This is a genomic window from Flavobacterium daemonense (assembly GCF_007341385.1).
In the GTDB taxonomy this organism is placed as follows: domain Bacteria; phylum Bacteroidota; class Bacteroidia; order Flavobacteriales; family Flavobacteriaceae; genus Flavobacterium; species Flavobacterium daemonense.
The window spans coordinates 275,435-291,333 of record NZ_VJYD01000005.1; the positions used below are offsets into that span (position 1 = coordinate 275,435).

The window sequence follows — 15,899 nt, forward strand, 5'->3', positions numbered from 1 at the left end:
AATTTTCAAATTACGATAATGGAAAAGCGTAAATTAAGTTTCTGGGAAATTTGGAACATGAGTTTCGGTTTCTTAGGAATACAATTTGGTTTTGCACTGCAAAACGCAAATACTTCAAGAATTTTTGAAACCCTTGGTGCTAAAATAGATGAAATCCCAATTTTGTGGATTGCTGCGCCTGTTTCTGGTTTAATTATTCAGCCCGTTATTGGTTATTTCAGTGACAGAACTTGGACGCGTTTAGGCAGACGACGCCCTTATTTTTTAATTGGCGCTATTTTGTCTTCACTGGCATTATTCGTTATGCCCAACTCTCCTACTTTATGGATTGCTGCAGGAACTTTATGGATAATGGACGCTTCGATAAATGTTTCTATGGAGCCTTTTCGTGCTTTTGTAGGCGATAATTTGCCTGATCATCAGCGTGCATTAGGTTTTGTAATGCAGAGTTTTTTCATTGGTACTGGAGCCGTTGTTGGTTCTGTCTTGCCTTATCTTTTCACAAATGTTTTTGATGTCAGCAACGTTGCGCCAAAAGGAATTATTCCGGATGCGGTAAAATGGTCGTTTTATATTGGCGGGATTGTTTTTCTGCTTTCCGTATTATGGACTGTTTTTAAAACAACGGAATATACGCCTGAAGAACTTCATGCTTTTGAAGCAAATAACAAAAAAGATGATGAAAATATTTCAGATTCTGAAACGGAATCGGGTGTTTCTACGAAAAAACAATCGCTTTTAGGATTAGCATTTGCTTGTATCGGCGGATTAATTTCTTTCCTAATTTTCGAAAACAACCTTGCAAAAGAACTTTATATTCTTTTTGTAGGCTTAATTTTCATGGGCGTTTTATTTATGATTGCTTCGCAGCTCCGAACTAAAAAAGTTCAGAATGGTTTCACCATAATCATGACCGATTTGCTGAATATGCCAAGAACAATGCAAAAATTAGCCTGGGTTCAATTCTTCTCTTGGTTTGCGCTTTTCTCGATGTGGATTTATACAACACAAGCGGTTACACAGCATATTTTTGGAACAACAGATACAACTTCAAAAATCTACAATGATGCTGCCGACTGGGTTTCTGTTTTATTTACAGTTTATAATGGAGTTGCAGCAGCCGTAGCTTTCTTATTACCAGTTATTGCAAAAAAAGTAGGCGTTAGAGCAACACACTTATTAGCATTATGCGCAGGAGGTGTTGGTTTAATTTCGATTTATTTTATTGGTGATAAACAACTGCTTATTCTTCCAATGTTGGGAGTTGGTATTGCTTGGGCAAGTATTTTGTCAATGCCTTATGCCATGTTATCTGGTGCTTTGCCAGCTGCAAAAATGGGCTATTATATGGGTGTTTTTAACTTTTTTGTAGTTATTCCGCAAATTGTAGCCGCGACGATATTAGGATTTGTAATCAAACAATTCTTTAATAATGAACCTATTTATGCTCTAATAATTGGAGGTATATCAATGATTTTCGCAGGATTATTGACTCTGAGAGTAAATAGCAAAACTAAAATTGAAATCCATGAATAATAAAAAAGCATTCATCTTCGATCTTGATGGAGTGATCGTTGATACCGCTAAATACCACTTTTTAGCTTGGCAGAAAATTGCCAAATCGTTAAATATAAATTTTACACATGAAGACAATGAACTTTTAAAAGGCGTAAGCCGAGTTCGTTCGTTAGACATTATACTTGGATTAGGAAATGTTCAGGCTTCGCAGGAAGACAAAGACAAATGGCTGATTCAAAAAAACGAAGATTATTTATCTTATTTAGTTGACATGGATGAAAGTGAGGTTCTTCCAGGGGTTTTAAAAATCCTGAAACTATTAAAAGATAAAAACCAAGGAATTGCATTGGGTTCTGCCAGTAAAAATGCAAGACCAATTTTAGAAAAAACAGGGGTTCTGTCTTACTTCGATGTTATTGTTGACGGAAACGATGTCAGCAATGCAAAACCAGATCCTGAAGTTTTCTTAAAAGCGGCTCAATTATTACATATTGACCCAAAAGATTCAATTGTATTTGAAGATTCTGTTGCCGGAATTCAGGCAGCAAACATAGGAGGAATGGTTAGTGTGGGAATTGGTGAGGAAACAATTTTACATGAAGCTGATTATATTTTTAAAGATTTTACCCAAATCGAAACAAGCTTTATTGAAACTTTAATTGAAAAATTAAAAGATTGAAAGATTTAAAAATTAAGATTTAGAGCGATTCGAAAATCTTTAAATTTTTAAATCATTAAATCATTAAATTGAAAAAAATGAACCAAGATTATATAAAACCAGACAATTGGTCTATTATAGAAGAAGGATTTGATGCCGAAAGAGTAAAATCGTCTGAGAGTCTTTTTAGTATCGGGAACGGCGCTATGGGACAGCGTGCGAATTTTGAAGAAAGCTATTCTGCTGAAACTTTTCAGGGAAGTTATATCGCCGGAATTTATTATCCAGACAAAACAAAAGTGGGCTGGTGGAAAAACGGTTATCCGAAATATTTTGCCAAAGTACTTAACGCTCCAAACTGGATTGGAATTGACATTGAAATCAACGAAGAAAATCTTGATTTAAACACGTGCACTGAAGTTAGAAACTTCCGAAGAGAATTGAATATGAAAGAAGGTTGGTACAATCGTTCTTTTGAAGCAGTTCTGAAAAATGGAACTGAAATCGCTGTAAATGTTCGTCGTTTTCTTTCGTTAGATTTAGACGAAGCTGGAATCATTAAATACGATATTACACCTTTAAATAAAGATGCAAAAATCGTTTACAAACCTTATGTCGACGCTGGTGTAACTAATGAAGATGCGAACTGGGAAGAAAAATTCTGGGAACCGCTTGAAGTTAAAAAAGGCGCAAACGAAGCTTTTGTAACAGCTCAAACTTTTAAAACACATTTTAAAGTTACGACTTTCATGCACAATACGATTTTGGCAAACGGAGAAAATATCAACGTTTCGCCATCAACAATCGATTCAACTACTGATAAAGTTCAGTACACTTATGGAACTATTATTGCAAAAGGACAAACCTCATCAATTCAAAAAATTGGTGGATATACGGTTTCTTTAAACCACGAAAATACTTTGGCTGGAGCCGAAAAAGTAATTAAATCTGCTGTTGCTTTAGGATATGATGCTTTGCTTCAAAACCAAATCGAAGCTTGGGCAAAAATCTGGGAAATGTCAGATATTACTATTGAAGGCGATGTAAAAGCGCAACAAGGTATTCGTTTCAACATTTTCCAATTAAACCAAACGTATTTAGGAAAAGATTCTCGTTTGAATATCGGTCCAAAAGGATTTACTGGAGAAAAATACGGCGGATCTACTTATTGGGACACTGAGGCGTATTGTATTCCGTTCTACATGGCTACAAAAGATCAGCAAGTTGCGAGAAATTTATTGACGTATCGTTACAATCAATTAGACAAAGCGATTGAAAATGCTAAAGATAATTTAGGTTTCAAAAACGGCGCTGCATTGTACCCAATGGTGACCATGAATGGTGAAGAATGTCACAATGAATGGGAAATCACGCACGAGGAAATCCACAGAAATGGTGCGATTGCTTTTGCGATTTACAACTATTACCGTTACACAGGTGATTACTCTTATATTCCGGAAAAAGGTTTAGAAGTTTTAATCGGGATTGCACGTTTCTGGCACCAAAGAGCTTCTTTTTCAAAAGAGAAAAATCAGTATGTAATTCTGGGAGTTACGGGTCCAAACGAATACGAAAACAACATCAACAATAATTTCTACACGAATTATATCGCAAAATGGTGTATTGATTTTGCTTCGGAACAAATCAATAAAGTCGCTTTAGAATATCCTTCAGATCACAAACGCATTTTAGAAAAAGTAAGCCTTTCGGCAAATGAAATTCAGGAATGGAAAAAAGTTGCCGATGATATGTATTTCCCAATTTCAAAAGAACTTGGAATTTATTTACAGCAAGACGGTTTCTTAGACAAAGAATTAATTCCGGTAAAAGATTTAGATAAATCGCAGCGACCAATCAACCAAAAATGGTCTTGGGATCGCGTGTTGCGTTCGCCATACATCAAACAAGCTGACGTTTTACAAGGTTTTTATTTCTTCGAAGATCATTTTTCTAAAGAAGAATTGAAACGCAATTTCGAATTCTACGAATCATTCACGGTTCATGAAAGTTCGCTTTCGCCTTGCGTACACTCGATTCAGGCTGCAGCTTTAGACAAAATGGATATGGCTTACACTTTCTACTTAAGAACTTCGCGTCTGGATTTGGACGATTATAATAAAGAAGTGGAAGAAGGTTGCCACATCACCTCAATGGCAGGAACTTGGATGAGTATTGTGGAAGGTTTTGGCGGAATGAGAGTTAAAAATGACCAGCTTCATTTCTCACCAAAAATCCCAAAAGAGTGGAATGGATATTCGTTTAAAATCAATTTCAGAAACCAAATTTTAAAAGTGGCTGTAAATCATAACGAAACAACTTTTACGGTAGACGGCGATCAAGATTTAACAATTATTGTGAACGGAAACCCTGTTGTTGCTGGTAAATTTGCACAAATGAATTAACATAATAAACCCTTAGGAGTAATTAACAAAAAATATTAAACACATAGAAACATAGATTTAGAGTACTCAAAAAGGCGTTTCACTTATTTAAAATAAACATAGTTGGCTATGTGAAAGAAATGGGTTTCTCTTTATTCTCTCTTTTTTACAAATAAAATCTATGTTTCTATGTGTTAAAAATGATTACATCTACCAATACGTTACTATAAATTTAAAATCTAAAAAACATGAAAAACTTATTTTTCGCAAGTTTAATTTTGTTCGCGTTTAGCACCGTTGCAAAAGCGCAGCAGTTAAAATCACCCGAAGGCAAGTTCGTAATGGAATTTTCTCTTCAAAATGATGGGACTCCAACGTACAATTTAAAATACAAAAACAAAGAAGTTGTAAAAACCAGTAAATTGGGTCTTGAACTTAAAGATGACAAAAAATCTTTGTTGAATGACTTTACAGTTGTTGATACTAAAACTTCAACTTTTGATGAAACTTGGAAACCAGTTTGGGGAGAAGTAGATCACATCAGAAATCATTATAATGAATTGGCTGTAACTTTAAATCAAAAAGGAACAGACAGACAAATCATTATCCGTTTCCGTTTATTCGAAGACGGACTTGGATTTAGATATGAATTTCCGACTCAAAAGAATCTTACTTATTTTGTAATCAAAGAAGAAAGATCACAATTTGCAATGACTGGAGATCATACTGCTTTCTGGATTCCGGGAGATTATGATACTCAGGAATACGATTATACAAAATCAAAATTATCTGAAATTAGAGGTTTATCTCAAAAAGCTTATACAGCAAACGTTTCGCAAAGATCTTTTTCTCCAACAGGAGTTCAGACTTCTTTAATGTTAAAAACTGCTGACGGAATCTACATCAACTTACACGAAGCAGCTTTGATAAACTATTCTTGTATGCACTTGAATTTAGATGACAAAAACATGGTTTTCGAATCTTGGTTGACGCCAGATGCAAAAGGTGATAAAGGTTATATGCAAGCGCCAAGCCACTCCCCTTGGAGAACGATTATGGTAAGCGACGACGCTAAAGATATCTTGGCTTCAAAGATGACTTTAAACTTAAATGATCCATCAAAAATTGATGATACTTCTTGGATTAAACCAGTAAAATACGTGGGTGTTTGGTGGGAAATGATTACAGGAAAAAGCTCTTGGTCTTACACAAATGATTTTCCAACAGTTCAATTAGGAGTTTCTGATTTCTCAAAAGCAAAACCAAGCGGAACGCATGGCGCAAACAATGCTAACGTAAAAAAATACATTGATTTTGCTGCTGCAAATGGTTTCGATGCTGTTTTAGTTGAAGGATGGAACGAAGGCTGGGAAGATTGGTTTGGGCATTCAAAAGATTATGTTTTTGATTTCTTGACGCCTTACCCAGATTTTGATGTAAAAGGTTTGCACGAATATGCAAAATCTAAAAACATAAAAATCATCATGCACCACGAGACTTCAGGATCTGTTCGCAACTACGAGCGCCACATGGATGCGGCTTACAAATTCATGAAAGACAATGGATATGATGCTGTAAAAAGCGGTTATGTTGGAGATATTTTGCCTCGCGGTGAAAATCACTACGATCAATGGATTGTAAACCATTACCAATATGCGATCGAAAAAGCAGCTGAATATAAAATTATGGTGAACGCTCACGAAGCCGTTCGTCCAACTGGAATTTGCAGAACGTATCCAAACTTAATTGGAAACGAAGCCGCAAGAGGAACAGAATACCAAGCTTTTGGAGGTTCTAAACCAAATCACGTAACGGTTTTACCATTTACACGTTTAATTGGTGGTCCAATGGATTACACGCCTGGAATTTTCGAAATGGATATCAGCAAAATGAATCCTGAGAACAAATCGCATGTAAACAGTACAATTTGTAACCAATTAGCTTTATATGTAACAATGTACAGCCCGTTGCAAATGGCGGCTGATACTCCGGAAAACTACAACCGTTTTCCAGATGCATTCCAATTCATTAAAGATGTAGCTGTAGATTGGTCAGAAAGTAAATATATTGAAGCTGAGCCAGGAGATTTCATCACAGTTGCTCGTAAAGCAAAAGGAACAAACAACTGGTTTATTGGAAACGTAAACGGAGAAACGCCGCGTACATCAAACATTGATTTCAGTTTCCTTGAAAAAGGTAAAAAATATACAGCAACAATTTATGCTGATGCAAAAGATGCGCATTACAAAACGAATCCGCAAGCTTACACCATCAAGAAAATTGCTGTAACAAACAAATCAAAATTATCTCAGTTTTCTGCTCCAGGCGGAGGATATGCGATAAGCGTTATTGAAACAAAATAATTTTAATTAACCATATAAGAAATGTAAGTCCATTTAAATAGAAATCTCCCCAGTTTTTGTCTTAAATGTTCTTACATTTCTCATATGGTTTAAATTCATCTTTACTATGAATAACCTAAAAATTAACCACACATTCTATAAAATAGTTTTAATGGTTTTGTTGTTTTCCGCTTCCGCGAAAGCGCAAATCCAAAAAGTAGAACCGCCGTTTTGGTACGCCGGAATGAAAAATCCGGAACTTCAGATTATGTTCTACGGAAAAAACATTGCACAATACGAAGCTTCGGTTTCGAATAATGTGACGATCAAAAATGTAGAAAAAACAGAAAATCCAAATTATCTTTTTGTAACTATTGACACGCAAAATTTAAAAGCTTCAGAATTGGTTTTCTCTTTCAAAAATAATAATAAAGTAGCTTTTACGCAGAAATATTCCCTTAAAGAAAGAAGAGCAAACTCGGCTGACCGAAAAAGTTACGATGCCTCAGATTTGATTTATTTAATCATGCCGGATCGTTTTGCAAACGGAAATCCGAAAAACGACAGCGATGCTTCTTTAACTGAAAAAGGAAATCGTCAGGAACCTGCTGGTCGTCATGGTGGAGATATCGAAGGAATTATTAAAAACTTGGATTATATTTCATCTCTTGGTGCCACAACGGTTTGGAACACACCTTTATGTGAAGACAACGACAAACAACATTCGTATCATGGATATGCGCAATCTGACGTTTACAAAATTGATCCGCGTTACGGAACGAATGAAGATTATGTTCGTTTATCTTCAGAATTACACAAAAAGAACATGAAACTGGTTATGGATTATGTTACGAATCACTGGGGAATTACGCACTGGATGATGAAAGACATGCCAACCAAAACCTGGTTCAATCAATTCGAAAATTTCACTCAGACAAACCACAGACGTGAAGTAATTCCGGATACGCACGCTTCAAAAGCAGATCAGGAAGTTTGTGTTGATGGATGGTTCGTTCCTTCAATGCCCGATTTGAATTTAAGAAATCCTCTTGTTGCAAAATACTTAACACAAAACGCAATTTGGTGGATTGAATACGCGAATCTTGATGGTTTCAGAGTTGATACTTATAATTATTCTGACCCAACTGCTATGGCAAATTGGGCAAAATCAATTACAGATGAATATCCAAACTTTAATATTGTTGGTGAAATCTGGATGCACAATCAGGCGAGTATGGCGTATTGGCAAAAAGACAGTAAAATTGGAGCAATCAAAAACTACAATTCGAATTTGCCAACTGTAATGGATTTCACTTTACAAGACCAAATTGGTTCTGTTTTCAATGAAGATACTCCAAATTGGGACAGCGGATTGATAAAATTCTACAACAATTTTGCTTTGGATTATTTGTATCCAAACAACAATAATATTTTGGTTTTTGCCGAAAATCATGATACCAATCGTATTAATGAAGTTTACAAATACGACTTCGCTAAATACAAATTGGTTATGACGTTAATGGCAACCATTCGCGGAATTCCACAAGTGTATTACGGTACAGAAATTGGAATGGGCGGAGAAAAAAGTAAAGGTGATGCCGATATTCGTCAAGACTTCCCAGGTGGATGGGCTGGCGATAAAAATAATGCTTTTACAAAAGATGGAAGAACAACTCAACAAGCGCAATATTTTGATTTTACATCCAAATTATTCAATTGGAGAAAATCAAATGAAGCAGTTCATTTCGGAAAAATGACGCATTATATTCCGGAAAACAACACTTACGTTTATTTTAGATATACGGATGCAAAAACGGTTATGGTAGTTTTCAATAACAATGCAAAAGAGCAGGTTGTAAAAACAAATCGTTTCAAAGAAAACATCAAAAACTTTAAATCAGGAAAAGATGTTATTAGCGGAAAAACATTTGATTTAGCTACTGAAATTACTTTAGAACCAAAATCAGCTTTGGTTTTAGAATTGGAATAACTATTTTATTTAAACACATAGAAACATAGATTTTCTAGCTCAACAAAAGGCGTTTCACTTGTTTAAATAAACATAGCCTTTGCAAACACAAAGCTATGTGTAAATGACGAGTCATTTATTTAAATCTTTTAAGACAAAGAAAAGCTATGATTCCATGTGTTTAAAATTTATTGCCACAGATTAACAGATTATCCCAGATTCAAAAAATCATTTTAATCTTTTAATCTGTGGCTTATTTTTTAATTACAATCCATCCTAAATTATTCTAAAATAATGAAAAAATACACTTTCCTTTTTTTATCTTTAGTATACTTAACAATGAGTTGTTCTGGCTCAAAATCAGTTACAATGAATAATACTTCGAAAACACCTTTCGTTTGGGAAGGAGCAAATGTTTATTTTTTACTTACAGATCGTTTTTACAACGGAGACACTTCCAACGACCTCAATTTCAACCGAACCAAGACTCCAGGAAAATTACGCGGATTTGAAGGCGGTGACATCATCGGAATCACAAAAAAAATCGAATCTGGCTATTTTGAAAAACTAGGAATAAATGCTATTTGGCTTACGCCAATTGTAGAGCAAATTCACGATGGAGTTGACGAAGGAACCGGATTGAGTTATGGTTTTCACGGTTATTGGGCAAGAGACTGGACGGCTCTCGATCCAAATTTTGGAACCAAAGAAGATTTGGCAAAACTGGTTAAAAAAGCACACGAAAAAGGCATCAGAATAATTCTTGATGGTGTAATAAACCATACAGGCCCCGTAACTCCCGAAGATCCCGTTTGGCCTTCTGACTGGGTTAGAACCGGTGTTGTCTGCGATTACAAATCTTTCGAAAACACAACGATGTGTACTTTGGTGGATAATCTTCCAGACGTAAGAACCGAAAGCAATCAAGAAGTTCAACTTCCTCCTTTTTTAGTTGAAAAATGGAAAAAAGAAGACCGTTATGAAAAAGAAATTGCTTCGTTAGATGAATTCTTCAAAAGAACAAATTATCCAAGAACACCAAAATATTATATCATAAAATGGCTTACAGATTATATTGTAGAATTTGGCGTTGATGGTTATCGCGGAGATACGGTAAAACACACAGACGAAAACGTTTGGGCCGATTTTAAAAAAGAATGTGATTATGCATTTGAAACTTGGAAAAAACATCATCCATTGGAAGTTTTAGATCAAAATCCGTTTTATACAATCGCCGAAGTTTACGGTTATGGAATTAGCGGTGGACAAGATTATGATTTTGGAGATCGAAAAGTAAATTATTTTCAGAATGGCTTCAACAGTTTAATTAATTTTGAATTTAAATGGAATGCCGCGCAAAACGATTATGAAGGTTTGTTTTCTAAATATTCAAACGCTTTAAATAATGACTTAAAAGGATATTCTGTCCTTAATTATATGTCTTCGCACGACGATGGTCAGCCATTTGACGGCAACCGAACAAAAAGTATCGAAACTGCTAATAAATTATTGCTTTCTCCCGGAATCGCTCAGGTTTATTATGGAGATGAATCAGCACGATCTTTAGTGGTTGAAGGCACGCAGGGCGATGCCACTTTGCGTTCAAACATGAATTGGGATGCTATTCAGAATAATTCTGAAACGCAGAAAATACTTTTGCATTGGCAGAAATTAGGTCAGTTTAGAAAAAATCATCCTGCAATTGGCGCTGGTGTTCACAAACTAATTAATCCGTATCCATATACTTTTTCCAGAACGTTTACAAAAGGCGTTTTTACAGATAAAGTAGTTATTGGTTTAGATTTGCCAAAAGGCAGAAAGGAACTTCCTGTTGGTGACACTTTCCCAAACGGAACTAAATTACTAGACACTTATTCAGGTCAAAAAGTTGAAGTCGTAAATGGTAAAGTCATTATCGACAATGATTTTGATATTGTTTTACTGGAAAAACTTTAAGAATTTAACCGCAAAGGTCGCAAGGGAAAATCGCAAGGTTCGCAAAGATTATAAAAAACTTTGCGAACCTTGCATAAAACTTTGCGACCTTTGCGGTTAGAAAAAAACACTGCAAAATGCTAAAAATAGCTCACAGAGGTGCAAAAGCATACGAACCTGAAAACACTTTGCAAGCTTTTCAGAAAGCATTAGAATTAAATTCAGACGGAATTGAATTCGATGTTCATATGAGTGCAGACGGGCATATAATCGTAATTCACGACGAAACAATCGATAAAATGACTAACGGAAAAGGCGCTGTAAATACCTTGTCTTTGTCCGAATTAAAATCATTTTTGATTGACGGAAGGCATGAAATTCCAACTCTAAGAGAAGTTTTTGATTTAGTTGATAAAAAGTGTTTCATCAATATTGAATTAAAAAGTAGAGACGCGTCACAATCCGTTTGTAAATTAGTTGAAGAATATATTTCAGATAAAAACTGGAATTACGAACATTTCATTGTTTCAAGTTTTGACTGGATTGCTTTGCAGGAAATTCATAATTTGAATCCAAAAATTCCAATTGGTGTTTTAACAGAAACAGATCTTGATTTGGCTTTGGCTTTCGCCGAAACCATAAAAGCAAAAGCGATTCATCCTTATTATCATTTATTGAATCCGAAAAATGTTCAGGAAATGCAGGAAAAAGATTTTCTAGTTTTACCGTGGACAGTAAACATTGCAGAAGACATTCAAAAAATAAAAAGTTATAAAGTAAACGGAATAATCTCTGATTTTCCAGATAAAATATAAAGTTTAAAATTTTAGCCACAGATTTGTTTGCCACGAATTGCACTAATTTTCACGAATTAATTTATGTGCGAATTATGAGTAAAAAATCTGCGAAAATCATTTTAATCTGTGGCTAAAAAAATTAGTGCCAATTCGTGAAATTCGTGGCAAACAAAAAAATATGATCAAAAATTTCGACATCATCATCGTTGGCGGAGGCGCTGCAGGTTTTTTTACCGCAATTAATATTGCAGAGAGAAATCCGAAACTCAAAATTACCATTTTAGAAAGAGGAAAAGAAGTTCTTTCTAAAGTTCGCGTTTCTGGAGGCGGTCGCTGCAACGTTACGCACGCTTGTTTTGAACCGAATGAGTTAGTAAAATTTTATCCGCGAGGCGAAAAAGAGCTTCGAGGACCATTTCATCAATTTTGTTCTGGTGATACGATTGAATGGTTTGAAAAACATGGCGTAGAATTAAAAATTGAAGAAGATGGAAGAATGTTTCCTGTTTCTAATTCTTCTCAGACCATTATTGATTGTTTCTTAAAAGCGACTGAAAAACTCGGTATAAAAGTGCTGACTGGTCAAAGCGTACAATCTATCTTCAAAAAAGAAAATCATTGGAAAATTGACACTCAAAACGACAATTTCGCTGCCGAAAAAATAGTAATGGCAACCGGAAGCAATCCTAAAATCTGGGAAATGCTTCAACAACATGGACTTGCGATTGTGAGCCCTGTACCTTCCCTATTTACTTTCAACATTAAAGATTCGAGAATTAAAGAATTGCCCGGCGTTGCGGCACAAGTTACAGTAAACGTAAAAGATACTAAACTGGAATCAACAGGACCTTTGTTAATTACGCATTGGGGAATGAGCGGTCCGGCGATTCTAAAACTTTCAGCTTGGGGTGCGCGTATTTTACATGATAAAAATTATCAGTTTACGATTTTCGTTAATTGGTTGAATGATGTTGATACCGAAGATGCCGAAAAAATCTTAAAAGACTTAAAACAAGAACACGCTAAAAAAGCGGTTTCTAAAAAATCTCCTTTTGATTTCCCGAATCGTTTATGGGAAAGTTTGGTTCTCGCTTCAGGAATTGATTCGGAAACCAAATGGGCAGATTTATCGAAAATTCAATTACAAAATCTAACTTCACAATTAACAAAAGCCGAATTTAAAGTAAACGGAAAAAGTACTTTTAAAGAAGAATTTGTTACCGCTGGTGGCATTGATTTAAAGGAAATCAATTTCAAAACAATGGAAAGCAAAATTCACGAAAATCTTTATTTTGCTGGAGAAATTGTAAATATCGACGCTATTACAGGCGGATTTAATTTTCAGAATGCGTGGACAAGCGGATTTATTCTGGCTCAAAATATTTAATACAAAATGAAATACAAAGGAATTATTTTTGATTTAGACGGAACGTTAGTTGATTCATTACATGATATTTCGGATGCTATGAATACAGTTCTAGAAAGTTTAAATTACCCAACCCATTCTTATGACACTTATCAATATTTTATTGGAAGCGGATTACGAAATTTAGTCAGCAAAGCACTTCCAGCAACAAATAATTCAGAGGAGCAAATCGAAATTTGTTTTAATTTGATGATTAATGAGTACCGAAAAATCTGTACGCTAAAAACAAAACCTTATAACGGAATTATAGATTTATTAGACAATTTGAGTTCGCAGAATATCAAAATGGCCGTGTTTTCAAATAAAGCCGATGAACTTACCAAGAAAATAGCCTCAGAACTATTTCCTGATTATTTTGATACTGCAATTGGTTTAAGTACCGAAGCATTAAAAAAGCCTAATCCATTTGAAGCTATAGAAATCAGTAAAAACTGGAATATAAAACCAGAAGAAATTCTATTTGTCGGCGACTCGGATATCGATATGCAGACCGCTTTAAATGCGAATATGCTTCCCGTTGGAGTTTCATGGGGTTACAGAACCGAAGATGAACTCAAAACAAGCGGTGCAAAAATCGTTATTAATAATGCTTCAGAATTAATTGAAATATTGTAAAAGCTTTCACTCACAATAAAATTGCAAACTAGACAAAAACAAATTAACAAGAATTTACAGATTCTGTAGGTTTTCGTTAAGACAATTCTAATAATTTTACTTTCAACTAAATACCATTAGATGAAAGTAAAATTACTTACCACAATTTCTTTTTTCACTTACCAATTATCTATTTCGCAAACCGAAAAACTACTTCACGGAAAAGTGGTTTCTCAGAACTTGATTCTTAAAGACGTCGAAGTAATAAATAAAACTGCGAAAACAAGTACAACAACAAATGCTTTGGGCGAATTTTCAATTTTGGCAAATGCCAAAGACAGTCTCCTATTTTATTCTAAAGATTATTTCTTTTCACGAATAAAAGTTAGCCAAAATGATATTGAAAAAGACAATCTTGTCATTAATATGATTCTGAAGCCCGAAGAATTAAAAGAGGTGGTTCTGACTAAAATTTCATTTCCGAAAATAACATATGATGCCGAAGCTATCAATCAAATTAAAAATGCTAAAAGCGCCAATAGCCTCAGTCGCTACACAGGCGTTAAAGATGGATCGATTACAAACGGAATGGATTTTATTGCCATTGGCGGCGGACTTATAAATTTATTCAAAAAAGAAAAAGAAAAACCCAAAAAGAAAACGCCCGAAATAGATTTTAAAAAACTAATTGCCACAACAATTCCGCAGGATTTTTTCGCAAAAGATTTAAAATTAACCCTTGAAGAAAAAGAACTTTTTCTTCAATTCTGTGATGCTGATCCAAAATCAAAAACGTTAACAGTAAACCCAAATCTGCTTGGTACAATGGATTTTTTGTATGCTAAAAACGAAGAATTTAAGAAGTTGAAAACCGAAGCTAAAAACTAACGTTTAATGAAAATACGACTACTCATCACAATTTTATTCTTTACTTATCAGCTCAGCATTTCTCAAACGGAAAAATTATTAAACGGAAAAGTTCTTTCAGAAAACATACCACTTAACAAAGTGGAAGTAATTAATAAGACCGCAAAAGTCAGTACTAAAACAAATGAGTTGGGCGAATTTTCAATTTTAGTAAAAGCGCATGACAGTCTTATTTTTTTCTATAAAGATTCTTTTTTCTCAAGGTTGAAAATTTCTCAGGAAAACATCAATCAGAATAATTTGATAGTGAATAAAGTTCTGAAACCTGAAGAATTAAATGAAGTTGTAATAACTAAGGTCGAATTTGATAAAGTTAAAGTTGATGCTGACGATGTTGCAGATGTATTAATTAGTAAAAATGCCAAAGATTTATTCTGGAATACAGGAGTTAGTGATAATACAATTAGAGAAGCTCTTCGGGTTTCATTCCCTTTAAAAGGCAAACAAAACAAAAAAATTGAAGTTGACGACGATCGTTTTAAGAAACTGATAATGGCTTACTGCCCTCCCGACTTTTTCATCAAAAATCTAAAACTAAAACCCGAAGAAAAAGAACTTTTTATTGATTTTTGCGAATCAGATCCGAAATCGAAAACGCTTCTGGAAAATCCAAATGTTTTGGCTTGTATTGATTTTCTTTATGCTAAAAACGAAGAATTTAAGAAGCTGAAATAACTAAAACCCTTCAATATAGAATCAAACTTGAAACAAAGAAAAACCTTAAACTTGAAACAAAATTATTTATTCAACCACCAAATACTTGCATTCAAAATTGCAGCAAACGCTACCCAAATCAAATACGGAATCAATAAATAACCAGCTGTCTTATTAATCTTGATGAATTTTAAATACGTTTCGTAAATCATCAGCCATAAAAGTGCAATTTCGATTAAAGCTAAAAATGGGTTTTTTAATCCGAAGAATAGATATGACCAAATTGCATTTAATGTCAACTGAATTATGAAGAAAAGAAGCGCTTTTTTCACCTCTTCATTTTGTTCTTTGATTTTGTCCCAAACTAATCCTGCCGCAATTGCCATTAAAACATAAAGTATGGACCAAACTGGCATGAAAATCCAATTTGGCGGATTAAAAACTGGTTTTTGCAACATTACGTACCAAGTTTCAATACTTGGTTTTGTAACCTCGCCAGCAGAATATCCAACTGAAAGACATACAATTAAAGCAATAATTATTTTTACGATCTTGTTCATTTCATCAAATTTTGTAGTCAAAAATAGTCAAAAGAATTTTGGAAACCATATAAGTGACATAAGTTCATTTTAGCAAACACTCTTCTATTTTCTTATATAACTTATATGGTGAAAAAGCTATCTTTGCCAAAATTTATA

General features: G+C 34.4%; 12 protein-coding genes. 11 read left to right on the forward strand and 1 reads right to left on the reverse strand.

Annotated elements, in window-relative coordinates:
* Positions 1–18 precede the first annotated feature (18 nt).
* The 11 genes from FND99_RS09085 (at position 19) to FND99_RS09135 (ending at position 15,222) form a co-directional block, all read left to right on the forward strand.
* Complete coding sequence (locus FND99_RS09085) at positions 19–1,536, forward strand: MFS transporter (protein WP_144337654.1); 1,518 nt, start codon at positions 19–21, stop codon at positions 1,534–1,536.
* On the forward strand, positions 1,529–2,197 hold the full coding sequence (gene pgmB, locus FND99_RS09090; protein WP_144337655.1) for a beta-phosphoglucomutase: 669 nt from the start codon (positions 1,529–1,531) through the stop codon (positions 2,195–2,197). The genes FND99_RS09085 and pgmB overlap by 8 nt, the downstream gene beginning before the upstream one ends.
* A gap of 77 nt (positions 2,198–2,274) precedes the next feature.
* On the forward strand, positions 2,275–4,578 hold the full coding sequence (locus FND99_RS09095) for a glycoside hydrolase family 65 protein (RefSeq protein ID WP_144337656.1): 2,304 nt from the start codon (positions 2,275–2,277) through the stop codon (positions 4,576–4,578).
* Between the two features lie 227 nt (positions 4,579–4,805).
* Positions 4,806–6,920: a glycoside hydrolase family 97 protein gene (locus FND99_RS09100; RefSeq protein WP_144337657.1), complete on the forward strand. Its 2,115-nt coding sequence runs from the start codon at positions 4,806–4,808 to the stop codon at positions 6,918–6,920.
* A gap of 106 nt (positions 6,921–7,026) precedes the next feature.
* On the forward strand, positions 7,027–8,889 hold the full coding sequence (locus FND99_RS09105) for a glycoside hydrolase family 13 protein (RefSeq protein WP_246074200.1): 1,863 nt from the start codon (positions 7,027–7,029) through the stop codon (positions 8,887–8,889).
* 273 nt (positions 8,890–9,162) lie between these two features.
* Positions 9,163–10,824, forward strand: coding sequence for an alpha-amylase family glycosyl hydrolase (locus FND99_RS09110; protein WP_144337659.1), 1,662 nt, complete (start codon positions 9,163–9,165; stop codon positions 10,822–10,824).
* A gap of 116 nt (positions 10,825–10,940) precedes the next feature.
* Positions 10,941–11,618, forward strand: a complete 678-nt coding sequence (locus tag FND99_RS09115; RefSeq protein ID WP_144337660.1) for a glycerophosphodiester phosphodiesterase — start codon at positions 10,941–10,943, stop codon at positions 11,616–11,618.
* A gap of 160 nt (positions 11,619–11,778) precedes the next feature.
* Complete coding sequence (locus tag FND99_RS09120; RefSeq protein WP_144337662.1) at positions 11,779–12,987, forward strand: BaiN/RdsA family NAD(P)/FAD-dependent oxidoreductase; 1,209 nt, start codon at positions 11,779–11,781, stop codon at positions 12,985–12,987.
* A 6-nt stretch (positions 12,988–12,993) separates the two neighbouring features.
* Positions 12,994–13,641, forward strand: a complete 648-nt coding sequence (locus FND99_RS09125) for an HAD family hydrolase (RefSeq protein ID WP_144337663.1) — start codon at positions 12,994–12,996, stop codon at positions 13,639–13,641.
* Between the two features lie 120 nt (positions 13,642–13,761).
* Entirely contained in the window at positions 13,762–14,508 is a 747-nt protein-coding gene (locus FND99_RS09130; RefSeq protein WP_144337665.1) for a hypothetical protein, read from the forward strand.
* 6 nt (positions 14,509–14,514) lie between these two features.
* On the forward strand, positions 14,515–15,222 hold the full coding sequence (locus tag FND99_RS09135; protein WP_144337667.1) for a hypothetical protein: 708 nt from the start codon (positions 14,515–14,517) through the stop codon (positions 15,220–15,222).
* 62 nt (positions 15,223–15,284) lie between these two features.
* Here the strand turns inward: FND99_RS09135 and FND99_RS09140 are convergent, their stop codons facing one another.
* Positions 15,285–15,761 carry a TspO/MBR family protein gene (locus tag FND99_RS09140; RefSeq protein ID WP_144337669.1) on the reverse strand — a complete coding sequence of 159 codons (477 nt, stop codon included), beginning with the start codon at positions 15,759–15,761 and terminating at the stop codon, positions 15,285–15,287.
* Between the last annotated feature and the right edge of the window lie 138 nt (positions 15,762–15,899).